A 24,910-nucleotide genomic window follows, 5' to 3' on the forward strand; every position below is an offset into this window, starting at 1 on the left:
AGAACCGCGTCATCAGAACGGCGACTGCGGCGCCTCTTCGGCCTGGGCCTGCTGGCCGGCGGTCTGGCGGCGGTACAGGTCGACGAAGTCGATCGGGTTGATCATCAGCGGCGGGAAGCCGCCGTCCTGGGTGCAGCCGGCGACGATGGCGCGGGCGAACGGGAACAGCATCCGCGGCGCCTCGATCAGCAGGACCGGGCGGTGATGCTCCTGCGGCAGGCCGGGAAGCTGGAACAGGCCGCCGTAGGCGACCTCGACCAGGAAGGCCGTCGCCTCGGCCTGCTTGGCCTCGCAATGCAGCTTCAGCACGACCTCGTAGACGTCCTCGCCCATCGGCTGAACCTGCACGTCCACGCCGATGTTGACCTGCGGCTGCGGCTGGCCGGGCAGCAGGCTCTGCGGGGCGTTGGGGTTCTCGAAGGACAGGTCCTTCACATACTGCGCCAGCACATGCATCGGCAGCGACGAGGCGGCTTCCTGATCTTGACCGTTGATCTGCTGATCGGACATGGACAACTCCTGGCCGCTGGGCGGCATCACGATGGAAAGGTCTTCAAGACCCGCTGGCTAGCACGGAACCGCGGGCTCCACAAAGTGAAACCGGTGCGTTTCACCCGCGGTCGTTGCGGTGGGGCGAACCGGGAGGCGCCCAGCGGGAGTCACCCAGCTTGGGCATGTCGTCCGACCCGTCACGGTCCGCCGGACCGCCGCTTCCCGGGCGGCCGCCGTCGGGGTCGACCTCCTGGTAATCGACGTCGATCACACCCGGCGGCGGGCGGTTGCGCGGGCCGCCTTGCGGGCCGGCGGGGCCGCTGCCGCTCCAAGTCCGGCCGTGCATCTGGAAGGAGGTGGCGCCTTTCATACGGTCGAACAGCCAGCGGCCCAGAGCGTTGCGGATCGGGCGCACGAACAGCAGGATTCCGACGATGTCCGTCAGGAAACCGGGGATGATCAGCAGCAGGCCGGCGACGACGACGCAGAATCCCTCGAACACGGCGCCGACCGGGCTCTCGCCACGTTCCGCCGCCTGCTGCGCGCGCTTCAGCACGGACAGGCCCTGCCAACGGATCAGGACGGACCCGAGGACGGCGGACAGGATGACCAGCCCGACCGTCGGGCCGGCGCCGATCCAGTCGCCGACCTCGATGAAGGTCGCGATTTCCGCGATCGGCAGCAGAAGGAACAACAGCAACAGTGGATTCATGGCCGTCCTTGCTCTTTCAACCCCAAGGGCCTATCTACACCAGGGTACGCACCCGATCTTTGTTGGGAGAACAGCTCCGGCACGGGCCATCGGGTGGAATCCTCGGCGGAGAGAGCGAGCAGGGACTTGGTCCCGGCACCGTTCCGGTACACTTAATGCTCACCCGCCGGAGGGTCCAGTAGTGGATCAAGCGGGGCCGGTGTTTTCGGGGCCGGCCTTCAGTCACCCGGAAGGATGGATGATGGGAGATGGGTTTGTGTTCGTCGAGATCCTGATCTTCGCGATGATCGCGGCGTTTCTCGTGTACCGGCTGCGCAGCGTGCTCGGCCGCCGCACCGGTGAGGAACGTCAGCGGCCGAACCCCTTCACGGCCCGCCCCAACAACCAGCCCGACAATGTGGTGGCGATGCCCAACCGCGAGCGGCCCGTGCCGAACGCCGCGCCGTCGCCCGACGAGCCGGTGTCGCTGGCCACCGCGCTGGAGCAGATCAAGGCTGCCGACCCCAGCTTCGACGAGAAGTACTTCCTTCAGGGGGCCCGCGGCGCTTTCCAGATGATCGTGGAGGCCTTCGCCAAGGGCGACACGGCCACCCTGCGCCCGCTGCTGTCCGACGAGGTCTACGACAACTTCGCCCGCGCGGTGCGCGAGCGCCAAGCGGCGGGCGAGACGCTGGAAACGCGCATCGAGACGATCACCGACGCCGATGTGGTGGAGGCCCGCATGGACGGCCGCACCGCGCTGGTCACCGTGAAGTTCGTGTCGGAGCAGATGAACGTCGTGCGCAACAGCGCCGGTGCCGTGGTGGACGGCGATCCGAACGCCGTGGTCGAGGCGGTGGACGTCTGGACCTTCGCCCGCAACACCCGCGCCAGCGACCCGAACTGGGCGCTTGTCGAAACCCGCACCCCTCAATGACCGATCGGTTCTGATGCTCTCCCATCCGGTTGTTCGTCTCAGCGCCGCGGCAGTCCTTGCCGCGGCGTTTCTCATTGGCTGCGAGCGCAAGGAGGAGGAGGCCAAGGCGCCGCCGCCCCCGCCGCCCGAGAAGCTGGTCCTCACCCCGGTCGCCTTCACCGCGCTGCCGGGCTGGAGCGCCGACCGCGTGGCGGAGGCCGTCCCGGCCTTCCAGCGTTCCTGCGCGAAGGTCAAGGCGCTGGCCGCCGACCGCTCCATCGGCCCGGACGGGGTCGGCGGCAAGACGGCGGACTGGCAGGCCCCCTGCGCCGAGCTGGCCAAGCTGCCACCCGGCGACGACGCGGCGGCGCGGGCCTATTTCGAGACCTGGTTCACCCCCTACGCCGCGGCCAACAACGCCGAGCGGCGCGGTCTCTTCACCGGCTATTACGAGGTCGAGCTGAAGGGCAGCCGGACGCCGGACCCGGCCTTTCCGGTGCCGCTCTACAAGCGCCCCGCCGATCTGGTGATGGTCGACCTCGGCGAGTTCGCCGACCGCTGGAAGGGCGAGCGCATCGCCGGGCGCGTCACCGCGGGCCGGCTGAAGCCCTTCGAGGACCGCGCGGCCATCGAGGCCGGGGCGCTGAACGGCAAGGGGCTGGAGCTGGTCTGGCTGCAGGACCCGATCGCCACCTTCTTCCTGCACATCCAGGGGTCGGGCCGGGTCAGCTTCCCCGACGGGACCGAGACGCGCGTCGGCTATGCCGCCCAGAACGGCCACAAATACGTCGCCATCGGGCGGGAGCTGATCGACCGCGGCGCCCTGAAGCGCGAGGACGTGTCGCTCCAGACCATCCGCGCCTGGCTCCAGGCCAACCCCGGCGAGGCGGCGGCGCTGATGAACAAGAACCCCTCCTACGTCTTCTTCCAGGAGCTGAAGGGGGAGGGGCCGAACGGCGCCCAGAACGTCGCCCTGACGCCGGGGCGCAGCCTCGCCATCGATTCCAAGTTCCTGCCCTACGGCGTGCCGGTCTGGCTGGACGCCGAGGACCCGCTGGACGCCCAGACCCGGCTGCGCCGTCTGCTGATCGCCCAGGACACCGGCGGGGCCATCCGCGGCCCGGTCCGCGGCGACGTCTTCTGGGGCCACGGTGCGGAGGCCGAGGAGAAGGCCGGTGTGATGAAGAGCGCCGGGGAGTATTACGTCCTGCTGCCGAAGACCGTCGCCCCGGCGAGCTGACCGCCGCCCGCTTCTCCTCTGAGGAACCGAAGCGCAGCGGTTTCGGTTGTGTCAACCAGCGCCGATCTTGGCGGTTCTGGTTGACACACGGGGGAGGGGGCCATGACCCCGCTGCAACGGCAAATCGACAGGCTCAACGAAATCGAAGGGTTGGCGCGGCTGGGCTACGCCGCGCGCGGCCTCGTCTATCTCATCGTCGGCTGGTTCGCCGTCACGGCGGCCTACGGCAGCAATCGGCCGACCGACACCAAGGGCGCGCTGGTCGAACTGTTCCAGAATCCCTTCGGCTCGGTCCTGCTGGCGCTGACGGCGCTTGGGCTGGCCGGCTACGCGCTGTGGCGGGTCATGCAGGCGGTGCTGGACGTCGACCATCTCGGGACCTCGCCCAAGGGGCTGGTGGTTCGCGCCGGCTTCGTGGTCGCCGGGGTGATCCACGCCGGTCTGGCAATCTTCGCCATCAAGCTGCTGGCCGGGCGCGGCGGCGGCAGCGGCGACGGCGAGGCGGCGGCGCATGACTGGACGGCGTGGCTGCTCACCAAGCCGATGGGCCGCGTCCTGGTCGCCGCGGTCGGGGCCGCCATCATCGGCGCGGCCGTCGCCCACGCCGTCAAGGCCTACAAGGCCAGCTTCCGCCGGGAGCTGGACGCCGATCCGAACACCATGAAGGTCATCTGCCCGATCGGCCGCTTCGGCTTCGCCGCCAAAGGGCTGGTCTTTGCGGTGGTCGGCAGCTTCTTCCTGGTGGCGGCGTGGCAGTCGGACTCGTCGGAGTCCGGCGGGCTGCTCAAGGCGCTGCAGTTCCTTCAGCAGCAGCCCTACGGCCCCTGGCTGCTTGGGATCGTGGCGGCCGGGCTGTTCGCCTTCGGTGCCTTCAGCGTCGTCCAGGCCGTCTACTGCCGCATCGACGGCGAAGCGGCGGAGCGGCAGATCCGCGCCATGGTGTGAACGCGGCAGGGGAGCGAAAAAGCCGGACCAAAATGAGAAGGGCGCCGAGGGTTTCCCCGGCGCCCTTTCCATTCGAGACGATGTTTCACGTGGATCGTCGTGCCCCTTGGGTGATCACCCCTTGGTGATCATCGGGCCCAGGCGGCGGCCGGCGAAGACGTGGATGTGCAGATGCGGGACCTCCTGGTTCGCGTCCTCGCCGCAGTTGGAGAGGATGCGGTAGCCGGGCTCGGCGGCACCGGCGCCGCGCGCCACCTCGCCGACCGCGCGGAACAGGCCGGCGATCTCCGCCTCCGTCGCGCGGGCGCTGAAGTCGTCCATGTCGACATAGGCGCCCTTCGGGATCACCAGGATGTGCGTCGGGGCCTGCGGGTTGATGTCGTGGAAGGCCAGCGCGTGCTCGGTCTCCAGGACCTTCTTGCACGGGATTTCGCCGCGCAGGATGCGGGCGAAGACGTTGTTCGGATCGTAGGTCTTGGCCATCGCGTCGTTTCCCCTTCCGCCTTTTATCGATTTAAGCCTTGCGCGCGTTCTTCTCGGCGATGCCGCTGGTGCCCTCGCGCTGGGCCAGCTTCTCCCACACCGCGGCGGGCTCCAGCCCGGCGTCGGCCCACAGCACCATCAGGTGATAGAGCAGGTCCGCCGATTCCGAGGCCATCGCCGCCTTGTCGCCGCGCACCGCCTCGATGACGGTCTCCACCGCTTCCTCGCCGACCTTCTGGGCGATCTTGGCGGTGCCGCGGTGGAACAGCTTGGCGGTGTAGGAGGTCTCCGGATCGGCGCCCTTGCGCGCCTGGACGGTGGCGTAGAGCCGGTCCAGGACCTCGGCGTTGACGGCCGCCTCATCGTTAGACATGAGCGGCCTCCGCCGTGGAAGACACTGGCCGCGCCGGACGCACCGGGATGCCGGCCTCGGCGAGCGCCGCCTTGGCCTGCCCGATGGTGTAGGTGCCGAAATGGAAGATGGAGGCCGCCAGAACCGCCGTGGCGTGGCCCTCGCGGATGCCCTCCACCAGATGGTCCAGCGTGCCGACGCCGCCCGAGGCGATGACCGGGATGCGCAGCCCGTCGGCCACCTTGCGGGTCAGGGCGAGGTCGAAGCCGCTCTTGGTGCCGTCACGGTCCATCGAGGTCAGCAGGATCTCGCCGGCGCCGTAGGACTCCATGCGCTTGGCCCATTCCACGGCGTCGATGCCCGTGGCCTTGCGTCCGCCGTGGGTGAAGATCTCCCAGCGGCCCGGCTCGACCTGCTTGGCGTCGATGGCGACGACGATGCACTGGGCGCCGAACTTCTCCGCCGCCTCCTGCACGAACTCCGGACGGTGGATGGCCGCGGTGTTGATCGACACCTTGTCGGCGCCGGCCAGCAGCAGCTTGCGGATGTCCTCGACCGTGCGCACGCCGCCGCCGACGGTCAGCGGCATGAACACCTGCTCGGCGGTGCGGCGCACCACGTCGTAGATCGTGTCGCGGTTCTCGTGGCTGGCCGTGATGTCGAGGAAGGTCAGCTCGTCCGCCCCCTCCCGGTCATAGACGCGGGCCTGCTCCACGGGGTCGCCGGCGTCGATCAGATCGACGAAGTTGACCCCCTTGACGACCCGCCCGTCCTTGACGTCCAGGCAGGGGATGACGCGCATCTTGAGCATCAGCCGGCCTTTCCGGTGACAGGAGTGGGGGAGAGCAGGTCCAAGGCCGTCTTCGGGTCGATGCGCCCGTCGTAGAGCGCGCGGCCGCAGATGACGCCCTGGATGCCGGTGTCCTCCTCCTTCTTCAACGCGATCAGGTCGTCGATGGAGGAGACGCCGCCCGACGCGATCACCGGGGTGGTCAGGTGGAAGGCGAGGTCGGAGGTCGCCTCGACATTCACGCCGCCCATGGCGCCGTCGCGGTTGATGTCGGTGTAGATGATGGCGGCGACACCGCTGTCCTCGAACTTCAGCGCCAGATCCAGCGCCTTGATGGTCGAGGTCTCGGCCCAGCCGGCGACCGCCACGTAACCCTCGCGCGCGTCGATGCCGACGGCGACCTTGCCGGGGAATTCGCGGCAGGCCTCGCGGACCAGCTCCGGCTCGCGCAGGGCGACGGTGCCGAGGATGACCCGGCTGACGCCCTTCTCCAGCCACATGGCGATGGTCTTCAGGTCGCGGATGCCGCCGCCCAGCTGCACCGGGATGGTCACGGCGCCCAGGATGCTCTCGACCGCCTGGCCGTTGACCGGCTTGCCCTCGAAGGCGCCGTTCAGATCGACCAGATGCAGCCATTCGAAGCCCTGACTTTCGAACAGGCGGGCTTGGTCGGCGGGTTCGGTGTTGAAGACGGTCGCCTGGCTCATCTCGCCGCGCAGCAGCCGAACGCAGGCACCGTCTTTGAGGTCGATGGCGGGATAGATGATCATCGCGGTGTCTCGTCCTATGGCGTGTCGTGAAGCGTGTCGGGGGTGAGGTCTTTCACATAAAAATGACCGGCCAGCCTTTTGCCGTCCACCAGCGCATAGAAGGGATGCGTGCCCCAGCGCTTGAAGCCCAGGTCCTCGTACAGCGCGATGGCCGCGGTCTGGGTCTCGCGCACGTCGAGGTTCAGGACGCGGAAGCCGGAGGCCCGCGCCTCCTCCTCGACCGCCACGGTCAGGCGGCGGGCCAGCCCGTGGCCGCGCGCCCAGGGGGCGACGAAGCTGGTGGTCAGGGTGGCGGCGTGGGCCTGCGCCTCGTTGTTGCGGGCCGGCTTGACGAGCTGGGCGGAGCCGGCGATGACGCCGTCCAGCCGACCGACGAACAGGATGCGCTCCGGCACCACCAGGACGCCCTTCCAGTAGCGTTCCATGATCTCGCGGGCGGGCGGCGCCACCCAGCCGAAGCCGCCGCCGGCCTTGACGGCGTCGTCGGCGGCGTCGCACAGGTCGTGCAGGTCGCCGGTCTTCAGCGTGTCGATGCGTTCGACCGTGACGTCGGCCATGGTCAGACCCGCCAGGTCAGGAAGTTGGCGACCAGGGCGAGGCCGGTCTCCTGGCTCTTTTCCGGGTGGAACTGGGTCCCGACCAGATTGTCGCGCCCGACCACCGCGGCGAAGGGCCCGCCGTAATCGGCGCTGGCGATCACGTCCTCCGGCCGCTCCACGGCGAAGCGGTAGGAGTGGACGAAATAGGCGTGCGCCCGCTCCGGCAGGCCGGCCAGCAGCGGGTGCTCCCGGCGCACGTCCAGCTCGTTCCAGCCCATGTGCGGGATCTTCAGCGTCGGGTCGGCGGGCTCCAGCTTGACCACCTCGCCCTTGATCCAGCCCAGCCCCTCGGTCACGCCGTATTCGCGCCCGCGCTCCGCCATCAGCTGCATGCCGACGCAGATACCCAGGAAGGGGCGGCCCTTGCGGTGCACCACCTCATCCAGCGCGTCGAGCATGCCGGGGACCTCCGACAGGCCGCGCTTGCAGTCGGCGAAGGCGCCCACGCCCGGCAGGACGACGCGGTCGGCCTTGCGCACCGCGTCGGCGTCGGAGGTCACCAGGACCTGGAAGGAGGCGTGGCACCCCGCCGCCGCGCGCTCCAGAGCCTTGGCGGCGGAACGCAGGTTGCCGGAGCCGTAATCGATCAGCGCAACGGTTTCCATGAAACGAGGACCTTGTGACAGAGAGCCGGCCTTATGGAAGCCGCCGGTTTTTTAGAGGGAGCCGCCCAGCGTCCCCTTGGTGGAGGGCACGGCGTCGCGCTTGCGCGGGTCGATTTCGATCCCGGCCCGCAGCGCGCGGGCAAGCGCCTTGTAGCAGCTTTCCACGATGTGGTGGTTGTTCTCGCCATAGAGGCATTCGACGTGCAGCGTCACGCCCGCCGCCATGGCGAAGGCCTGGAACCACTCGCGGAACAGCTCGGTGTCCATGTCGCCGATCTTGTCGCGGCTGAAGGACACCTTCCAGATCAGGTAGGGCCGGTTGGAGAAGTCCAGCGCGACGCGGGTCAGCGTCTCGTCCATCGGGATGTAGGCGTGGCCGTAGCGCTGGATGCCCTTGCGATCGCCCAGCGCCTTCGCCACGGCCTGGCCGATGGCGATGCCGCTGTCCTCGGTCGTGTGGTGGGCGTCGATGTGCAGATCGCCCTCCGCCGCCACCGACAGGTCCATCAGGCTGTGGCGCGACAGCTGCTCCAGCATGTGGTCGAGGAAGCCGACGCCGGTCTTCACGTCATAGACGCCGGTGCCGTCCAGATTCACGGCGACCCGGATCCGGGTTTCGGTGGTGTTCCGCTCGATCGAGGCGCGGCGGACGCCATTGGCAAGGCTCTGGTCCATGAGTCCGGGTTTTATCAGGAAGCGCGCGGGCGCGCCAGAGGCGCAGCCTCCGAAAACGCCTATGACCGTCGGCGGCGATGCCGCATAATGCGTGTGTGTTCATGCTTGTGTGCACGCTCAACGCGCATAATGGGATATGCCACCGGACATGCCGACGCCCGGACGCCTTTTTCTGTCCCTCGCCGCCCTGCTGGCGCTGGCCGCCTGCATGGGCGGGGAGCTGCCGCAGACCCGCAAGACGCCGCCCGTCGCCCGCGGTTCGACGGAGCCGGTCCGCTTCGACGGTCTCTCGCTCGGCTCGATGCGGCGGGGCATGGTGACGGGGCGTTACGTCTGGGCGCTGGAGTGCTGGCCGCCCTACGAGGACGTCTATTGGACCAGCGGGCGCAGCCTTCACGAGAACTCCACCTTCCAAGAACGCTTCGCCGAGGTTCTGGCCGACGCCGGCTACGACGTCGCGGGCGTCCAGGGCAGCGACTACGAGGCGGAGTTCGACCGCAAGCGCGCCCGCTTCATCCTGCGCGGCGACCTGCGCGCGGTGAACAGCGACCTGTGCCGCCGCCGGAGCTGGCTGACCGGCCGCAGCGAGGGGGTGTCCGGTGTCGGCAGCCTGCGGGTGGACTGGGCGGTCTACGACGCCGTGACGGGGCGGCTCGTCCACCGCGTCACCACCACGGGGATTGCCCGCAAGGACAGCGGCGTGCCGCAGGGCGACGTTCTGCTGATCGAGGAGGCCTTCGGTACGGCGGTGGAGGCGTTGGGCGCCGACCCCGGCTTCCGCGCCGCGGTGTCGCGGGGCGGGGCGATAGCGTCAAGTGGCCCCGCGATAGTGTCAAGTGGGCGGGGAGGAGTGTCAACCGCCCCCCTGGGAGCGTCAAGTGAGGCCCCGGTAGTGTCAAGTGGGGCGGCGGTAGTGTCAAGTGCCGCTCCGCGTGTGTCAACCGGGCCGGCGGTGGTGTCAACCACGGCGGTCGAAACGGTGATGGTCGATCCCGGCGGCGCCTCCGGAGGACCGGCGCCCGTCCTGGAGGACACCCGCCCGCCGACCCTGATTCTGCGCGTCGCCGACCCGCTCCAGGGCTACGCCGACGATCCCACCGCCCGCGTGTCCGCCGCCACGGTGCGCGTCGGACCGGAGGAGCGCAAGGGCCGGGGGATCGTGCTGGGGGAACTGGACGGCCAGTCGCTTCTGCTGACGCTCGACGCCGGGCTGGACGCGACCGTCACCGTCGCGCCGTCCCGTGGGGTGTCGCTGGACGGCACGGTGATGGCACGGGACCGCTCCGGCGGGATCGCCCTGGTCCGCGTGCCGGCCCGGTTGCGCGCGGCGCCGCTGCGTCTGGACGCCCCGGCGGTCAGCGAACCGGTGACGGCGGTCCTGGAGCGGGGCGACGAGACGGCATCCGGCATCCTGGCGGCCCGGCGCGCCGATCCGCAAGCCGCGCCGGGGGTGGAGGCGACGCTGCTCCAGGCTGACCTGACCGGGCCGGAGCCGGCTCCGGGCGACCCGCTGGTGGACGAGGCGGGCAACCTGCTGGGCGTCGCCCGCTCCGCTCCGCCGCCGGGCGGCGCGCACGGCCTGTCCGCCTTCGTCCCGGTGATGGAGGCGCTGGCCCGCCTGGGGGTGGAGGTCACGCAGCTCGCTCCCCGGCCAATTCCGTCCCGTGGGATGCCGGCCCGTGACGGCAGACTTGACGGGACCCGCCGTCCCCCCACATAGACCCGTGTTCCGATGTGCCTATGTCGGCCGGCGTCGCGCCGGGCCGTTCGGGCACGGGCGCCTCTTCCTTAGACCACGGTCCCGATGACTTCCCACGATCCCATCCAGTGGCACGGCACCACCATCCTCTCGGTCCGCAAGAACGGGCAGGTGGTCATCGCCGGCGACGGCCAGGTGTCCGTCGGCCAGACGGTCATGAAATCGAACGCCCGCAAGGTGCGCTGGCTCGCCGGCGGCACGGTGATGGGCGGCTTCGCCGGCGCCACCGCCGACGCGCTGACCCTGTTCGAGCGTTTGGAGACCAAGCTGGAGAAGCACCCCGGCCAGCTGCTGCGCGCCTGCGTGGAGATGGCCAAGGACTGGCGCACCGACCGCTACCTGCGCCGGCTGGAGGCCATGATGGCCGTGGCCGACCGCAACGTCAGCCTGATCCTGACCGGCAACGGCGACGTGCTGGAGCCGGAGGACGGCCTCATCGGCATCGGGTCCGGCGGCGCCTACGCCCTGTCGGCGGCGCGCGCGCTGGTCGACGTCGATGGTCTGGACGCGGAGGCCGTGGCCCGCAAGGCGATGAAGATCGCCGCCGGCATCTGCGTCTACACCAACGAGAACGTCACGCTTGAAAAGCTCTAACCCTCAGACCGGGTCCCACGCCATGTCCGCCCCCAGCACCGCCCCGAGCATCGCCGCCGCCACCGCCGCCTTCAGCCCGCGCGAGATCGTCTCCGAACTCGACCGCTACATCGTCGGCCAGCACGAGGCCAAGCGCGCGGTCGCCATCGCGCTGCGCAACCGCTGGCGCCGCCAGCAGCTCCCCGAGGGGCTGCGCGAGGAGGTTCTGCCCAAGAACATCCTGATGATCGGCCCGACCGGCGTCGGCAAGACGGAGATCGCCCGCCGTCTGGCGAAGCTGGCCCAGGCGCCCTTCCTGAAGGTCGAGGCGACCAAGTTCACCGAGGTCGGCTATGTCGGCCGCGACGTCGAGCAGATCGTTCGCGATCTGGTGGAGGCCGCCATCGGCCTGACCAAGGAGCGCCTGCGCAAGGAGGTCGCCGCCAAGGCCGAGCTGCGCGCCGAGGAGCGCGTGGTCGACGCGCTGTGCGGCGAGAACGCCAGCCCGGAGACGCGGCAGAAGTTCCGCAAGATGCTGCGTGAGGGCACGCTGAACGACCGCGAGATCGAGATTCAGGTGGCCGACACCGCCGGTGGCCTGCCGACCTTCGACATCCCCGGCATGCCGGGCGCCCAGATGGGCATGCTCAACCTGAACGACATCTTCGGCAAGGCGCTGGGCGGGCGCACCAAGTCCCGGCGCATGACCGTCGCCGAGAGCTACACCGTCCTGATGGCGGAAGAGTCGGACAAGCTGCTTGACCAGGAAAAGGTCGTTTCGGAAGCGATCCAGGCGGTGGAGCAGAATGGCATCGTCTTCCTCGACGAGATCGACAAGATTTCCGCCCGCTCCGACTACAAGGGCGGTGCCGACGTCAGCCGCGAGGGCGTGCAGCGCGACCTGCTGCCGCTGATCGAGGGCACGACCGTCAGCACCAAGCATGGCGCGGTGAAGACCGACCACATCCTGTTCATCGCGTCGGGCGCCTTCCACCTGTCCAAGCCCTCGGACCTGCTGCCGGAGCTGCAGGGCCGCCTGCCGATCCGCGTCGAGCTGAAGGCATTGGAGCGGGAGGATTTCCGCCGCATCCTGACCGAGCCGGAAGCCAGCCTGATCAAGCAGTACAAGGCGCTGCTGAAGACCGAGGAGGTCGATCTCGTCTTCACCGACGACGCCATCGACGAGCTGGCGCGCCTCGCCACCGAGATCAACGCGACGGTGGAGAACATCGGGGCGCGGCGCCTGCACACCGTCCTGGAGCGGCTGCTGGAGGACATCAGCTTCACCGCCAGCGACAAGGCCGGCCAGACCGTGACCATCGACGCGGAGACCGTCCGCTCCCAGGTCGGCGGCCTCGCCAAGAACGCCGACCTGTCCAAGTTCATTCTGTAAGACAACTCAAGACTATTTCATTTGTGATCCCCTCTCCCCTCTGGGGAGAGGGTTAGGGTGAGGGGGTTGCGCTTGTGCCGGACGTACCGCCACGCGCAACCCCCTCACCGCCCGCTTCGCGGGCACCCTCTCCCCGCTTTCGGCGGACCTTCGGTCCGCCTGTCGCGTCAGCGCAAACGAAGTTTGCGCGTGAGCGGAGGGGAGAGGGCTATAAGAATCCACCCGCCTTGATCGGCGGCCCGGCTGGGCTTAGGATGGCCGGCGTCTCACCACGGCAGGATGCGCAGAACGATGGATTTCAACCCGACCGCAACGTCCGTTCGTTTCGTCTTCGGGGAAATCCGCGTCCATGCCTGCTTCCATCACGCCGCCCGCCATCACCCTGGCGAACCTGTCCTGGTCCACGCCTGACGGGCGTTCCGTCCTATCCGACATCAGCCTGGGTTTCGGCCTTGAACGGACCGGGCTCGTCGGACGCAACGGCACCGGGAAATCGTCCCTTCTCAAGCTGATGACGGGCGCGCTGCGCCCGCAATCCGGGACGGTGTCCGTCCGCGGCAGCCTGGGAATCCTGAATCAGAACCTGCTGGTGAGACCGGACGACACGGTCGCCGGGCTGTTCGGCGCGACCGCCATGCTGGACCTGCTGCGCCGTGCCGAGCGGGGCGACGCGGACGCCGACGCGCTGGCCGAGGTGGATTGGACGCTGGAAGGCCGCATCCGGTCGGCGCTCGGCCGGGTGGGGCTGGAGGCGGAGCCCGAGACGCCGCTGACGCGCCTGTCGGGCGGGCAGCGCACGCGCGCCGCCCTGGCGGCGGCGATCTTTCCGGAGCCCGATGTCCTGCTGCTGGACGAGCCGACCAACGATCTCGACCGTGAGGGGCGGGAGGCGGTCATCGGGTTGCTGGCCTCCTGGCGGGCCGGGGCGGTGGTGGTCAGCCACGACCGCGACCTGCTCGACCGCATGGACGCCATCGTCGAGCTGACCACCCTCGGCGCCACCCGCTATGGCGGGAACTGGAGCCATTACCGCGCCGCCCGGGCGCAGGCTCTCGACGCCGCCCGCCACGATCTGGCGGATGCCGAGAAACGTGTGGCGGAGGCGGCCCGGACGGCGCAGGCCACCGCCGAACGGAAAGCGCGCAAGGACCGGGCGGGGCAGCGGAAGGCGGCGAAAGGCGACCTGCCGCGCATCCTGCTCGGCGGCCGGAAGGAGCGCAGCGAGGCCACCGGCGGCGACAACGCCCGCCGCGCCTCCCAGCAGAAGGCCGACGCGCTCGACGCCGTGGCCGCCGCCCGCGCGCGCATCGAAATCCTTCAACCCCTGTCGGTCGTGCTGCCGCCCACCGGCCTTCCACCCGGGCGGACCGTGCTGACGCTCGACGGCGTCTCCGCCGGCTACGAAGCGGGAAGGCCGGTCGTCCGCGACCTGTCCTTCACCATCACCGGGCCGGAGCGCGTCGCCGTCACCGGCCCCAACGGATCGGGCAAGACAACGCTGCTGACGCTCGTCGCCGGCCATCGCGCCCCCTGGTCCGGGACGGTCCGCGTCGTTGCCGGCGCGGTGATGCTCGACCAGCGGGTGAGCCTTCTCGATCCGTCGGAAACGATCCTGGACAATTTCCGGCGCCTCAATCCGCAGGCGGGAGAAAACGCCTGCCGGGCGTCGCTGGCCCGCTTCATGTTCCGCGCCGACGCCGCGTTGCAGCGCGTGTCGACCCTCAGCGGCGGGCAGACGCTGCGCGCCGGCCTCGCCTGCGTCCTCGGCGGTGCCGTCCCGCCGCCCCTGCTGATCCTGGACGAGCCGACCAACCACCTCGACATCGAGTCCATCGAAGCGGTGGAAGCCGGGCTGCGCGCCTATGACGGGGCGCTGCTGGTGGTCAGCCACGACGAGGCCTTCCTCGACGCCATCGGGATCACACGCCGGCTGGACCTCACCAATCGGTCAGGAAGCGGTCCTTCGGCAGGTGGATGACCACCGACGTGCCGGCGCCCTCCAGCGAGCGGATCTCCAGCCGGCCGCCGTGCCGTTCCACCAGCGACTTGGCGATGGACAGGCCCAGCCCGATCCCCTCGAACCGGCGGGCCAGTGAGGAATCGCCCTGGAAGAAGGGCTGGAAGACGGTTTCCAGACGGTCCTCCGGAATGCCGACGCCGCTGTCGAACACCTCGGCCACCAGGGCGCCCACGGAATCCACGCGGGCCGACACGCCGACGCGCCCGCCTTCCGGCGTGAACTTGATGGCGTTGGACAGGAGGTGCAGCAGCACCTGCTTCAGCGCCCGCGGGTCGGCCAGCAGGGGCGGCAGCTCGCTGGCGATGTCGGCCTCGACGTGCAGCTTGCCGCGCTCCGCCCGCTTGGCGACCAGACGGACGCAGGACACCACCACGTCGCGGAAGTCGCAGAGCGCCTCCTCCAGACCGACCTGACCGGCCTCGATGGTGGCCATCTCCAGCAGGTCGTTGATGTTGGCGAGCAGCAGCTCGCCCGACCGTTTGATCTCCGCCGCGAAGGTGACGTACATGGGGTTCTCCAGCGACCCCAGCATCTGCTGGTGGATCACGTCGGCGAAGCCCAGGATGCCGTTCAGCGGCGTGCGCAACTCGTGGCTCATGTTGGCGAGGAAGGCGGTCTTGGCGCGGTTGGCCAGCTCAGCCGCCTCCTTGGCCTCGATCAGCGCCTGCTCGGCGGCCTTGAAGGCGCTGAGGTCGCGCAGCATCGCAACGAAGACGTGGAAGCCCGGCAGGTCGATCTCCGACAGGGACAGCCAGACGACCATGGCGGTGCCGTCCCGGCGGAGAACGGTCACCTCCCGCCCGACGCCGATGACCTGCCGCACCCCGGTTTCCTTGTAACGGCGCATGTGGGCGCCGTGCTGCGCGGCCTCCTCCGGCGGCATCAGGACGGCGATGTGCCGGCCGGTCAGCTCGTCCGGGCTGTAGCCGAGGAGCAGCTCCGCCGCCTGGTTGGCGGCCAGGATGACGCCGCGGGCGTCCACGGTCAGGATGGTTTCGACCGCCTGTTCGACGATGGCGCGGTTGCGCGCCTCGCTGCGCTGGAGTTCCTCCTCGGCGGCGCGGGCGGTCGTCACGTCCTCGATCACCGCGGCCAACGCCCGCACCCGCCCGTCGGGTCCGTGCAGGCAGGACGGGCGCATGGCGGCGCGCATCACCCCGCCGTCGGCGTGCAGGAACCGCTTCTCGAAGGGAGCCGGCGCCGCTTCGCCCCGCACCACCCGATCGAAGCGCAGGCTTTCCCAGGCCCAGTCCTCCGGATGGGTGACGTCGGCCAGATGCTGGCCGGCCATGTCTAGCGGCCGGTATCCCAGGCTGCGGGCGAAGGCGGGGTTGGCGGCCAGGATGCGCCCGTCCGGCCCGGCCACGATCATGCCGACCGACGCGCTGTCGAAGATGGAGCGGAACAGGGCGTCCGTGACGCCGTCCCCCGGCATTACGGACCCGACCTCGGCGGTCATGCGATAATCCCGTCTGGTCAAGCCTGGATCTGGGGAACCCCGGAGCGGATGGTACGGGATTCGGCGCGGTGAAAGCGAACGCGAAACGTCCGGTTGCCTATGCCCAAGGTGCGACCGATTAACCCACAAGGCAATTCAGGGCGTTACGCGGCTTTCCCGTCCTATCGCCGCCGCGGAGCCGCCCGCCGCCGCACCGCCGCACCACCGCGGGCCGGCGCCTCGTCCAGCAGCAGCAGCAGCCGGTCCAGCGTGCCGTCGTCCAGGTCGTGGATGCGCTCGGCCAGCCGGTTCGCCAGCTCGGTCGCCTTCGGATTGAGCCCGGCGGTGTCCACCGTCACCCGCGGGTGCGACAGGTCGGCCAGCCGCTCCAGCTCCTCCGCCTCGTCCCAGATGATGCCGAAATAGGCGCAGATCTGCCGGACGAGCTGGGGGGAGGGCTGGCCCCGCTTGCCATGCTCCAGCGCCGACAGGTAGGCCGAGGAGATGTGGAGGTCCGCCGCCATCTGCTTGAGCGTCACGCTCTTGCCCTCGCGCAGCGCGCGGACCCGTTCGCCGAAGGGTGTCATGGCGGCCCCGTCCTATCGGTGATGGTCGCGCCGCCGCTTGACGAGGACGTACAGCGCCCCGTCGCCGCCGTGCCGGGGCTGCGCCGGGCGCACCGCCAGAACCATCGGGCGCAGGGCGGCGTCGGCCAGCCAGCGCGGCACCGACTGGCGCAGCACGCCGGCCCCGCCGGTGTAGGTGCCCTTGCCGGTGATGACCAGCACGCAGCGCCGCCCCTCGTGCCAAGCCCGGTGGACGAAGCCGGACAGGGCGCCGTGGGCCTGGGCCTGGCTCATCCCGTGCAGGTCGATGCGCCCGTCGATCTCCATCTCGCCGCGCGAGAAGCGGTCGGCGGTGCGGCGGTCGATGTTGTCAAGGTTTCCGACCTTCAGCGGCGGCTGCGACGGGCGCCCACCCTTCGGCACGCCGCCGCGCGGCGGCAGGGTGGGGGGCGGGGAGGCGGTGGTGGCGACCGGCTCCGGCTCGCCCGCCGGGGCGGCGGGGGGATCGGGGTCCTCGATGGTCCGGCCCGGCATCGGCTCCGCGTCGCGCATGGCGATCCGCCACAGCCGCCGTTCCTCGGTGGAGACCGAGCGGCGGCGGCTCATCGCAGGGACCTCGGCGCGGCCCGTTCGGGCGCGCGGGTCGAAGGGCGGGTCGGATCAAGCACGGTGAAACAGGGGTTCCGGCACGGACAACGCTCCGATAAACCCTTGAACGCTCAGCCGTGTCAATCCTCCACCAGCAGAATGTGAAGACGCCGCGGCCCGTGGGCGCCCAGCTCGATCCGCATCTCGATGTCGCCGGTCCGCGACGGCCCGGTGATGAAGTTGACGGTGCGGGGCAGGGAGCCCTCTCCCCCGGCGGCGCGCAGCCGGTCCCAGGCGTCCTCCATCGTGCCGACGATCTGGCCGCGCCGCAGCACGACGATGTGGGTGTCGGGCAGGAAGTTCAGCGTGGTCGGCCGCTCCGCCCCGGACAGCAGCATCAGCGTGCCGGTTTCCGCCACCCCGGCGAAGGCGCCGGTCAGCGACGCACCGTCGCTGTCGCGGGCGCGCCCCCTGGTCACCGTCAGGGTCGGGCGTTGGTCCCAGGGGATGGCGTCCAGCGCGGCGTCCGGGGCGACGCGGAGCTCGGCGGGCAGGTTCAGCCCCGCCAGATAGTCGGCCACCGCCCCCGGCACCTCGGCCATCCCGCCCAGCAACTCGACGGTCGCCGAGACCTCGGTGGCCATGGCGGCGAACAGCTCGACCTGCCGGTCGTGGGGGAGCTGGGCGCGGGCCGGGATCAGGTTGCGCGGGTGGGTGGCGAGACGGCGGCGGGCCTCCTCGGTCCCCTCGGCGGAGTTCAGCGCCTTGCGGATGCCGCCCAGGATCTGGGCGCGGGCGGAGCTGGTGTCGGCCATGGTCAGCGCGTCCCCTTCTTTTCGGCCGCTTTCCGTTCGGCTGCCTTTTTCTGGGCCCACATCTGCTGGAAGGTCTTGCCCTCCGGCGCCGGCATGTCGCGGTGCCGGGTCCAGCCCTGGGCCAACGGCAGGCGGGCGAAGCGTCCCTTGCCGCGGCCCAGCGCCCCCAGCGCCCGCACCGCCATGCGGGTGGCGGCGTGGTACAGCGCCGGGCGCCGGGCGAACCAGCCCCACAGGGCCAGCCCCCGGCGCATGGCGGCGGGCTGGAGGTTCTGCTCGAACTCCTTCTCCCGCCAGTGTCGCATCATCTTGGGCAGGGGGATGCGCATCGGGCAGACCGCCTCGCACCGCCCGCAGAAGGTCGAGGCGTTGGGCAGGTGCCCGGCCTCCTTCACCCCCAGCAGCGCCGGCTGCATCACCGACCCGATCGGTCCCGGATAGACCCAGCCGTAGGCGTGGCCGCCGACCGAGCCGTAGACCGGACAATGGTTCATGCAGGCGCCGCAGCGGATGCAGCGCAGCACGTCCTGGAACTCGGTGCCGAGCAGCGCCGACCGCCCGTTGTCGAGCAGCACGACGTGGAACTCCTCCGGCCCGTCGAGGTCGCCGGGGCGGCGCGGCCCGGTGGAGAAGGTGGTGTAGGCCGACGCCTCCTGCCCGGTGGCGGAGCGCGCCAGCAGGCGCAGCACAAGCGCCGCGTCCTCCAGCGTCGGCACCACCTTGTCGATGGTGGCGATCACCACATGGACGCGCGGCAGGATCTGGGTCAGGTCGCCGTTGCCCTCGTTGGTGACGATGACGGTGGAGCCGGTCTCCGCCACCATGATGTTGGCGCCGGTGATGCCGACATCGGCCTGCTGGAACTTGCGGCGCAGCACCTGCCGCGCCTCGGCGATCAGCACCTTGGGCTCGTCCAGCACGCGGTCCGCCGGCAGGTCGCTGTGGGCCTGCCGGAAGGTGCCCTCCACGTCCGCCTTGGACAGGTGGAAGGCCGGGGCGATGATGTGGCTGGGCGGCTCGCGGCGGAGCTGGATGATGTATTCGCCCAGATCCGTCTCGATGGGGGTCAGGCCGTTGGCCTCAAGGTAGTCGTTGATCCCGATCTCCTCGGAGATCATCGACTTGCCCTTGGTGACGGTCTTCGCCCCGACCTTGCGGCAGATGCCCAGGATGGCGTCGCGCGCCTCCTGGTCGGTGCGGCACCAGTGCACATGGCCGCCCTGTTCGGTGACCTTGACCTCGAAGGCCTCCAGATAGGTGTCGAGGTTGGCCAGGACGTGGTTCTTCAGGTCGCGGCCCTGGTCGCGGAGATCCTCGAACTCCGGCAGCCGGTCGGCGGCCTGTTTGCGGCGGTTGACGAAGCCGGCCGGCGCGATGGCCAGGACCTTCTGGAGCCGCTCGTCGCTCAGCGCCTTGCGGGCGTTCTCAGGGAAGGCGTGGGTGGTCGGCTGCATGGCGTTATGCCTTCTCGCCAATCGGGGGGGTGTCGGTGACGCCGGCCAGCACCTCCGCGACATGGCGGACGCGGATGGCGGAGCCCTCGCGCTTCAGCTTGCCGGCCATGTTCAGCAGGCAGCCCATATCGCCGGCCAGCAGCGTGTCGGCCTTCGTCTCCTTGATGTCCGCGGTCTTGGCCTCGACCATGCGGTTGGAGATGTCGGGGTACTTGACGCAGAAGGTGCCGCCGAAGCCGCAGCAGACCTCCGCCCCCGGAAGCTCGTTCAGCGTCAGGCCCTCGACCTTGGCCAGCAGGCGGCGCGGCTGTTCCTTGACGCCCAGCTCGCGCAGGCCGGAGCAGCTGTCGTGGTAGGTGATCGTGCCGTCGTAGCGCGCGCCGGTGTCCGTCACCCCCAGCACGTCGGTCAGGAAGGACACCAGCTCATAGGTGCGCGCCGACAGATGCTGCGCCCGCGCCGCCCAGGCCGGGTCGTCGGCCAGAAGCTCCGGGTAATGCTTGCGGATCTGCCCGGCGCAGGAGCCGGAGGGGACGACCACATGGTCGAACCCCTCGAAGGCGGCGATGGTGCTGCGGGCGAGGTCCCGCGCGGTGGCGCGGTCGCCGGCGTTGAAGGCGGGCTGGCCGCAGCAGGTCTGGGACGCGGGCACCTCGACCGTGCAGCCGGCGTCCTCCAGCAGCTTCACCGCGGCGAAGCCGACCGTCGGGCGGTAGACATCGACGAGGCAGGTGACGAACAGCCCCACTTTGGGGGCGGGGCGGGTGTCGGCCATGGTGTCCTGTTCTTCTTGTGTGCTGATCCCCTCACGTTGGCGACTGTAGGTCGTCCTGTTGGGGATGGCAACGGGCCGGGCCGGCGGCGTCCGGCCGCGGTGCGCCGGTTGTCGGAAGGTCTCTGCACAACCAAAAGTGAAAAAGATAAACATACAGAAAGCGAAACAAACAATGGGGCAGGCGCGCTTTCTGTTTCAAAAAGATGGAAAACGTTTTTACCAAAATGAAATCTAAATTCACATATCGTCCGTATACGAAGATAGGCCGACCGATCGATTCGGTCATGGAAATCATCTGTAAGTTGCAGAGATCGTCGCGTGAGGGGAGGGGGCAAGTCCATGAGTCTGATGGGATTTTTCCGGGGTGGGTCCAAGGGCGGCACTGGCCGTGGCGCTGAACTGGCTGAGCTGACCGAAGCGCTCGACCTTTATGGCAACCACGCCGGCGTGGGTCTGTGGGACGCGGTGTTCCACAACGGCGACCCGGCGCATCCGCAGAGCCGCTGGACCTGGTCCGGGCAGTTCCGCCGCCTGCTCGGCTTCGAGGGCGAGCAGGACTTCCCGAACCTGATGACCTCCTGGTCGGACCGCCTGCACCCGGAGGACAGCGCCCGCACCTTCGCCTCCTTCGGCGCCTTCCTGGCCGACGCCAGCGGCCGCACGCCCTTCAACGTGCGCTACCGCGTCAAGATGCGCGACGGCTCCTACCGCTGGTTCCGTGCCATTGGCGGCTGTCGGCGCAACGCGGCCGGCTTGGCGCTGCGCGCCTGCGGCTCGCTGATCGACGTCCAGGAGGAGGAGGAGATGCGCCAGCGCGCCGCCTCCCTCGCCGCCGACTTCGACGCCAAGGTCAAGAGCGTGGTGCAGGCGGTGTCCGGCAGCTCGGCCGACATGCAGGGCGTGTCGCGCCAGCTCGGCGCCCTGTCGGAACGGTCGACCCGCCAGAGCGCGGAGGCGGCCAGCGCCACCGCCCAGGCGGCGTCCAACGTCCAGGCGGTCGCCGCGGCGGCGGAGCAGCTCTCCGCCTCCATCGGGGAAATCGGCCAGCAGGTCGAGCGGTCGGTCGCCATCGCCCGCGAGGCGGTGTCGCGCACCGAGCAGATCGGCGGCACCGCCGACAGCCTCGCCCAGTCGGCGCAGCTCATCGGCGACGTGGTGAAGCTGATCCAGGGCATCGCCGGCCAGACGAACCTGCTGGCGCTCAACGCCACCATCGAGGCGGCGCGGGCCGGAGAGGCCGGCAAGGGCTTCGCCGTGGTGGCGAGCGAGGTCAAGAGCCTCGCCAACCAGACGGCCAAGGCGACCGAGGACATCTCCGCCCAGATCGCCGGCATCCAGGCGGCGACCAACCAGACGATCGGCGCCATCCAGGGCATCGGCGAGACGATCCGGTCGATCAACGAGATCTCCACCACCATCGCCTCGGCCGTTCAGGAGCAGGCGGCGGCGACGCAGGAGATTTCCAACAACGTCGCCCAGGCCGCCCGCGGCACCGACGAGATCGCCCGCAGCATCGAGGCGGTCAGCGTGGCGGCGAACGAGACGGCGCAGGCCTCCACCCTCGTCATCCGCTCCTCCTCCGACCTCTCGGGCCAGTCCGACAGCCTGAAGCATCAGGTCGAGACGTTCCTGCAGGCGCTGAAGGCGTCCTGACGACCGGACCGGCGCGGGGAAGGGGGATCTCCGCGCCGGCCCCCTGTCGACGTCCCATCGCTCAGGCGACCAGGGTCACCGCGATCGTGCACATGACGACGCCGATGCCGGTGTCGAGCGCCCGCCACGCGCCGGGCCGGGCGAAGACGGGCCGCAGCAGGCGCGCACCAAAACCCAGCGCGAAGAAGAACAGGACGGACGCGGTCATCGCCCCCAGCGCGAAGGCGTGCTTGCCCTCGGCGAACTGGGTGGACACCGACCCCACCAGCACCACCGTGTCCAGATAGACGTGCGGGTTCAGCCAGGTCAGCGCCAGGCAGGTCGCCAGCGTCGCGCCGAGCCCCGCCGGAACCGCCGAAGCCGGGTCCAGCGCGCCGCTCGCCCGCCAGGCCGAGCGGAAGCTGCGCAGCCCGTAGACCAGCAGGAAGGCCGCCCCGGCGTAGCGGGTCGCCGTTTCCAGCCAGGGCAACCAGTGGGCGGCCTGGGCGAAGCCGCCGACCCCGGCCAGGATCAGCAGGGCGTCCGACACCGCGCAGGTCGCGCAGACGGCCAGCACATGCTCCCCGCGCAGGCCCTGGCGCAGCACGAAGGCGTTCTGCGCGCCGATGGCGACGATCAGGCTGAGACCAAGCAGAAGGCCGGGAAGGAAGGCGGAGAGCATGGCGGCCCCATTCGTTGGCGATATCGGTGGCGGAGGGCGTTCCCCTACCATCGCCGTCTGGATTAGAATAACTAAAGTCCCTTATCCGGATTAAGGAACGCTAAGCCATGCTGGACTACGCCCTGCTCGCCGCACTGGCCGCGGTCGTCCGCACCGGCAGTTTCGAGCGGGCGGCGCAGCAGCTCCACGTTACCCCCTCCGCCGTGTCGCAGCGGGTGAAGCTGCTGGAGGAGCGGATGGGGACGATCCTGGTGGTGCGCGGATCGCCCTGCACCGGCACCCCCGCCGGTTTGCGGCTGAGCCAGCACGCGGAGCGGGTGGCCTTGCTGGAGAGCGAGCTGCGGGACGGGCTGCCCGGCCTGCCGCAGGACGGACCGGCGGTGACGGTGCGCATGGCGGTCAACGCCGACAGCCTCGCCACTTGGTTCGTCGCCGCCATGGCCGGGACGCCGGACGTGCTGTTCGACCTCGTTCTGGACGACCAGGAGCACAGCGCGGACTGGCTGCGCCGGGGCGAGGTGCTGGCGGCGGTGACGGCGAGCGCCCAGCCGGTGCAGGGCTGCGACAGCACCCCGCTGGGGGCCTTGCGCTACGTGGCGACGGCCAGCCCGGAGTTCCTGCGGCGGCATTTTCCGGAAGGGGTGGAGGCGGCGTCGCTGGCCCGCGCGCCGCGCCTCACCTACAACAGCAAGGATCGCCTTCAGACGCAGTGGACCCGTCAGGCTTTCGGGGTGGAGATCGCCTCGCCGACCCACTGGATGCCCTCCACCCACGCCTTCGTGGACGCGGCTCTGGCCGGGCTCGGCTGGGGGATGAATCCGGAGCCGCTGGTCGCCGACGCCCTGCGCGACGGGCGGCTGGTGGCGCTGGTGCCGGACCAGCCGCTCGACGTGCCGCTGTTCTGGCAGCGCAGCCGCATCGCCAGCCGCACCCTGGCCGACATCACGCGCTCGGTGTTGACGACGGCGCGCGTCCGCTTGACGCAAGTGTGATGGTCAGCGGTTCGCCGCCGGCACCATCATGCTCGCCAGGAAAAGGGCGGCGGCGGCGACCACGATGCTCGGCCCGCCCGGCAGGTCCCAGTTCAAGGAGGAGAGCAGGCCGCCCAGCACCGCGGCGATCCCGAAGACCGAGGCCAAGGCGGCCATCGTCTCCGGCGTGCGGGAGAAGCGGCGGGCCGCCGCCGCCGGGATGATGAGGAGCGAGGTGATCAGCAGGATGCCGACGATCTTCATCGCCGCCGCGATCACCAGCGCGATCAGCAGCATGAAGGCCAGCCGCAGCGCCTCCACCGGCATGCCTTCCACCCGCGCCAGATCCTCGTCCACCGTCACCGCCAGCAACCGGCGCCACAGCAGCAGAAGCCCGCCCAGCGCCGCGCCGCCACCGGTGTAGATCCAGGCGAGATCGCTGGTGGTGACGCTGAGGATGTCGCCGAACAGATAGGCGACCAGATCGACGCGCAGCGTCTCCAGGAAGGCGATGGCGACGAGGCCCAGCGACAGCGACGAATGCGACAGGATGCCCAGCACGGTGTCCGTGGCCAGCGCGCGTCGCCGCTGCAGCCCGACCAGCGCCAGCGCCAGCGCGACGCAGACCCCGACCACGCCGATCAGCGGGTTGACGCCCAGCAGGAAGCCCAGCGCCACCCCCAGCAAGGCGGAATGGGCCAGCGTGTCGCCGAAATAGGCCATGCGCCGCCACACCACGAAGGAGCCCAGCGGGCCAGCGACCAGCGCGATGCCGCAGCCGGCGGCGAGCGCGCGCAGAACGAAATCATCCATGGCAGCAGTCCCCGTCATGGCCGGGCACCACGGCGCCGTCGGTGGCGTGCGCGTGGTCGTGGTGGTGGACATAGACGGCCAGCGCGTCGGCGTGGCCGCCGAACAGGGCGCGGTATTCCGGGTGGCGCCGCACGTCCTCCGGCGCGCCCTGGCAGCAGACATGGCCGTTGAGGCAGAGCACGCGGTCGGTGCGGGCCATCACCGTGTGCAGGTCGTGGCTGACCAGCAGCACGCCGCAGCCGCGGGTGCGGCGCAGCGTCTCGATGCGCCCGAACAGCTCGGCCTGCCCATGGACGTCCACCGCCTGGTCGGGCTCGTCGAGCACGAGAAGCTCGGGATCGCCGAGCAGGGCGCGGGCCAGCAGCACCCGCTGCATCTCGCCGCCCGACACCGTCTGCACCGGGCTGGCGGCGAGGTGGGAGACGCCGGCCTCCTCCAGCGCCGCGGTGATGCGCGCCTCGGTCACCGGGCGCCACAGCGCCAGGAAGCGGCGGACGGTCAGCGGCAGGGTCGCATCGACCGTCAGGCGCTGCGGCATGTAGCCGATGCGCAGGCCCCGGCGCCGCTCCACCACCCCGGACGAGGCGCGGACGAGGCCCAGCACGGCGCGCACCAGCGTCGTCTTGCCCGCACCGTTGGGGCCGATCAGCGTGACGATCTCGCCGGGCCGCACCTCCAGGTCCACGCGGTCGAGGATCGTCCGCCCGCCCAGCCGCACCGTCAGTCCCTTGGTGTCGATCAGGGGAGGAGCCAGGGACGGGATCGGCGATCGCGCCGCGCGGGGGGCCGCATGATGGGCCCCGTGATGGGTTGACATGTTATGTTATAACGTGACATTGCTGAAAACGAAGACAGCTATGCGCCGGAAAGGCC

Annotated in this window: 27 protein-coding genes; 9 read left to right on the forward strand and 18 right to left on the reverse strand. The window is 70.1% G+C overall.

Annotated elements, in window-relative coordinates:
- Positions 1–12: 12 nt before the first annotated feature.
- On the reverse strand, positions 13–510 hold the full coding sequence (secB, locus tag D3869_RS07830; RefSeq protein WP_035670309.1) for a protein-export chaperone SecB: 498 nt from the start codon (positions 508–510) through the stop codon (positions 13–15).
- A gap of 100 nt (positions 511–610) precedes the next feature.
- Positions 611–1,204, reverse strand: coding sequence for an FxsA family protein (locus D3869_RS07835; protein WP_137139591.1), 594 nt, complete (start codon positions 1,202–1,204; stop codon positions 611–613).
- A 241-nt stretch (positions 1,205–1,445) separates the two neighbouring features.
- Here D3869_RS07835 and D3869_RS07840 point away from each other — a divergent pair, with 241 nt between their 5' ends.
- The 3 genes from D3869_RS07840 (at position 1,446) to D3869_RS07850 (ending at position 4,284) form a co-directional block, all read left to right on the forward strand.
- On the forward strand, positions 1,446–2,120 hold the full coding sequence (locus tag D3869_RS07840) for a Tim44/TimA family putative adaptor protein (RefSeq protein ID WP_175426481.1): 675 nt from the start codon (positions 1,446–1,448) through the stop codon (positions 2,118–2,120).
- 13 nt (positions 2,121–2,133) lie between these two features.
- The gene (gene mltA / locus D3869_RS07845) at positions 2,134–3,339 is read left to right on the forward strand and encodes a murein transglycosylase A (RefSeq protein WP_137139593.1); all 1,206 of its coding nucleotides are present in this window, start codon (positions 2,134–2,136) and stop codon (positions 3,337–3,339) included.
- Positions 3,340–3,441: 102 nt separating this feature from the next.
- The gene (locus D3869_RS07850) at positions 3,442–4,284 is read left to right on the forward strand and encodes a DUF1206 domain-containing protein (protein WP_137139594.1); all 843 of its coding nucleotides are present in this window, start codon (positions 3,442–3,444) and stop codon (positions 4,282–4,284) included.
- Between the two features lie 114 nt (positions 4,285–4,398).
- Here the strand turns inward: D3869_RS07850 and D3869_RS07855 are convergent, their stop codons facing one another.
- The 7 genes from D3869_RS07855 to hisB are packed head-to-tail and all read right to left on the reverse strand — an operon-like array spanning position 4,399 to position 8,558.
- Positions 4,399–4,767 carry a histidine triad nucleotide-binding protein gene (locus tag D3869_RS07855; RefSeq protein ID WP_014238910.1) on the reverse strand — a complete coding sequence of 123 codons (369 nt, stop codon included), beginning with the start codon at positions 4,765–4,767 and terminating at the stop codon, positions 4,399–4,401.
- 31 nt (positions 4,768–4,798) lie between these two features.
- The gene (locus D3869_RS07860; protein ID WP_137139595.1) at positions 4,799–5,140 is read right to left on the reverse strand and encodes a phosphoribosyl-ATP diphosphatase; all 342 of its coding nucleotides are present in this window, start codon (positions 5,138–5,140) and stop codon (positions 4,799–4,801) included.
- Positions 5,133–5,930, reverse strand: a complete 798-nt coding sequence (hisF, locus tag D3869_RS07865; RefSeq protein WP_137139596.1) for an imidazole glycerol phosphate synthase subunit HisF — start codon at positions 5,928–5,930, stop codon at positions 5,133–5,135. Before hisF ends, D3869_RS07860 begins: the two co-directional genes overlap by 8 nt.
- The gene (gene hisA, locus D3869_RS07870; protein ID WP_137139597.1) at positions 5,930–6,679 is read right to left on the reverse strand and encodes a 1-(5-phosphoribosyl)-5-[(5-phosphoribosylamino)methylideneamino]imidazole-4-carboxamide isomerase; all 750 of its coding nucleotides are present in this window, start codon (positions 6,677–6,679) and stop codon (positions 5,930–5,932) included. The genes hisF and hisA overlap by 1 nt, the downstream gene beginning before the upstream one ends.
- A gap of 14 nt (positions 6,680–6,693) precedes the next feature.
- Positions 6,694–7,236 carry a GNAT family N-acetyltransferase gene (locus D3869_RS07875; RefSeq protein WP_137139598.1) on the reverse strand — a complete coding sequence of 181 codons (543 nt, stop codon included), beginning with the start codon at positions 7,234–7,236 and terminating at the stop codon, positions 6,694–6,696.
- Between the two features lie 2 nt (positions 7,237–7,238).
- A complete protein-coding gene (gene hisH / locus D3869_RS07880; RefSeq protein ID WP_137139599.1) occupies positions 7,239–7,883 on the reverse strand; it encodes an imidazole glycerol phosphate synthase subunit HisH in 645 nt (214 codons plus the stop codon).
- A gap of 51 nt (positions 7,884–7,934) precedes the next feature.
- Positions 7,935–8,558, reverse strand: coding sequence for an imidazoleglycerol-phosphate dehydratase HisB (gene hisB / locus D3869_RS07885; protein WP_038530232.1), 624 nt, complete (start codon positions 8,556–8,558; stop codon positions 7,935–7,937).
- 148 nt (positions 8,559–8,706) lie between these two features.
- On the opposite strand from hisB, the gene D3869_RS07890 reads away from it, so the two are divergent.
- The 4 genes from D3869_RS07890 (at position 8,707) to D3869_RS07910 (ending at position 14,261) form a co-directional block, all read left to right on the forward strand.
- A complete protein-coding gene (locus tag D3869_RS07890) occupies positions 8,707–10,278 on the forward strand; it encodes a trypsin-like peptidase domain-containing protein (protein WP_137139600.1) in 1,572 nt (523 codons plus the stop codon).
- An 84-nt stretch (positions 10,279–10,362) separates the two neighbouring features.
- The gene (hslV, locus tag D3869_RS07895) at positions 10,363–10,911 is read left to right on the forward strand and encodes an ATP-dependent protease subunit HslV (RefSeq protein ID WP_014238902.1); all 549 of its coding nucleotides are present in this window, start codon (positions 10,363–10,365) and stop codon (positions 10,909–10,911) included.
- A gap of 22 nt (positions 10,912–10,933) precedes the next feature.
- On the forward strand, positions 10,934–12,283 hold the full coding sequence (gene hslU / locus D3869_RS07900) for an ATP-dependent protease ATPase subunit HslU (RefSeq protein WP_137139601.1): 1,350 nt from the start codon (positions 10,934–10,936) through the stop codon (positions 12,281–12,283).
- A 349-nt stretch (positions 12,284–12,632) separates the two neighbouring features.
- On the forward strand, positions 12,633–14,261 hold the full coding sequence (locus tag D3869_RS07910; RefSeq protein ID WP_137139602.1) for an ABC-F family ATP-binding cassette domain-containing protein: 1,629 nt from the start codon (positions 12,633–12,635) through the stop codon (positions 14,259–14,261).
- Here the strand turns inward: D3869_RS07910 and D3869_RS07915 are convergent.
- The 6 genes from D3869_RS07915 to D3869_RS07940 all read right to left on the reverse strand — a co-directional run bounded on the left by D3869_RS07915 (position 14,221) and on the right by D3869_RS07940 (position 19,939).
- Entirely contained in the window at positions 14,221–15,762 is a 1,542-nt protein-coding gene (locus D3869_RS07915; RefSeq protein ID WP_137139603.1) for a sensor histidine kinase, read from the reverse strand. The genes D3869_RS07910 and D3869_RS07915 overlap by 41 nt on opposite strands.
- Positions 15,763–15,923: 161 nt before the next feature.
- Positions 15,924–16,328: a helix-turn-helix domain-containing protein gene (locus tag D3869_RS07920; RefSeq protein ID WP_109069973.1), complete on the reverse strand. Its 405-nt coding sequence runs from the start codon at positions 16,326–16,328 to the stop codon at positions 15,924–15,926.
- Between the two features lie 12 nt (positions 16,329–16,340).
- Positions 16,341–16,913: a Smr/MutS family protein gene (locus D3869_RS07925; RefSeq protein WP_137139604.1), complete on the reverse strand. Its 573-nt coding sequence runs from the start codon at positions 16,911–16,913 to the stop codon at positions 16,341–16,343.
- Positions 16,914–17,035: 122 nt separating this feature from the next.
- Entirely contained in the window at positions 17,036–17,710 is a 675-nt protein-coding gene (locus tag D3869_RS07930) for a LutC/YkgG family protein (RefSeq protein WP_137139605.1), read from the reverse strand.
- 2 nt (positions 17,711–17,712) lie between these two features.
- Positions 17,713–19,164, reverse strand: coding sequence for a LutB/LldF family L-lactate oxidation iron-sulfur protein (locus tag D3869_RS07935; RefSeq protein ID WP_137139606.1), 1,452 nt, complete (start codon positions 19,162–19,164; stop codon positions 17,713–17,715).
- A 4-nt stretch (positions 19,165–19,168) separates the two neighbouring features.
- The gene (locus tag D3869_RS07940; protein WP_137139607.1) at positions 19,169–19,939 is read right to left on the reverse strand and encodes a (Fe-S)-binding protein; all 771 of its coding nucleotides are present in this window, start codon (positions 19,937–19,939) and stop codon (positions 19,169–19,171) included.
- Positions 19,940–20,278: 339 nt separating this feature from the next.
- On the opposite strand from D3869_RS07940, the gene D3869_RS34420 reads away from it, so the two are divergent.
- On the forward strand, positions 20,279–21,592 hold the full coding sequence (locus D3869_RS34420) for a methyl-accepting chemotaxis protein (RefSeq protein ID WP_137139608.1): 1,314 nt from the start codon (positions 20,279–20,281) through the stop codon (positions 21,590–21,592).
- Between the two features lie 61 nt (positions 21,593–21,653).
- Here D3869_RS34420 and D3869_RS07950 read toward each other — a convergent pair whose 3' ends face one another.
- Positions 21,654–22,253 (reverse strand): LysE/ArgO family amino acid transporter, encoded by a 600-nt coding sequence (locus D3869_RS07950; protein ID WP_137139609.1) that lies wholly within the window; start codon positions 22,251–22,253, stop codon positions 21,654–21,656.
- Between the two features lie 107 nt (positions 22,254–22,360).
- Between D3869_RS07950 and D3869_RS07955 the strand changes: the two genes are divergently transcribed.
- Positions 22,361–23,245: a LysR family transcriptional regulator ArgP gene (locus tag D3869_RS07955; protein WP_137139610.1), complete on the forward strand. Its 885-nt coding sequence runs from the start codon at positions 22,361–22,363 to the stop codon at positions 23,243–23,245.
- A gap of 3 nt (positions 23,246–23,248) precedes the next feature.
- Here D3869_RS07955 and znuB read toward each other — a convergent pair whose 3' ends face one another.
- Together znuB and znuC are read right to left on the reverse strand one after the other, a co-directional pair.
- Positions 23,249–24,037, reverse strand: a complete 789-nt coding sequence (gene znuB / locus D3869_RS07960) for a zinc ABC transporter permease subunit ZnuB (protein WP_137139611.1) — start codon at positions 24,035–24,037, stop codon at positions 23,249–23,251.
- Positions 24,030–24,854, reverse strand: coding sequence for a zinc ABC transporter ATP-binding protein ZnuC (znuC, locus tag D3869_RS07965; RefSeq protein WP_211114932.1), 825 nt, complete (start codon positions 24,852–24,854; stop codon positions 24,030–24,032). The genes znuB and znuC overlap by 8 nt, the downstream gene beginning before the upstream one ends.
- Between the last annotated feature and the right edge of the window lie 56 nt (positions 24,855–24,910).

This window comes from Azospirillum brasilense, from assembly GCF_005222205.1.
GTDB classification, from domain to species: Bacteria; Pseudomonadota; Alphaproteobacteria; order Azospirillales; family Azospirillaceae; genus Azospirillum; species Azospirillum brasilense_G.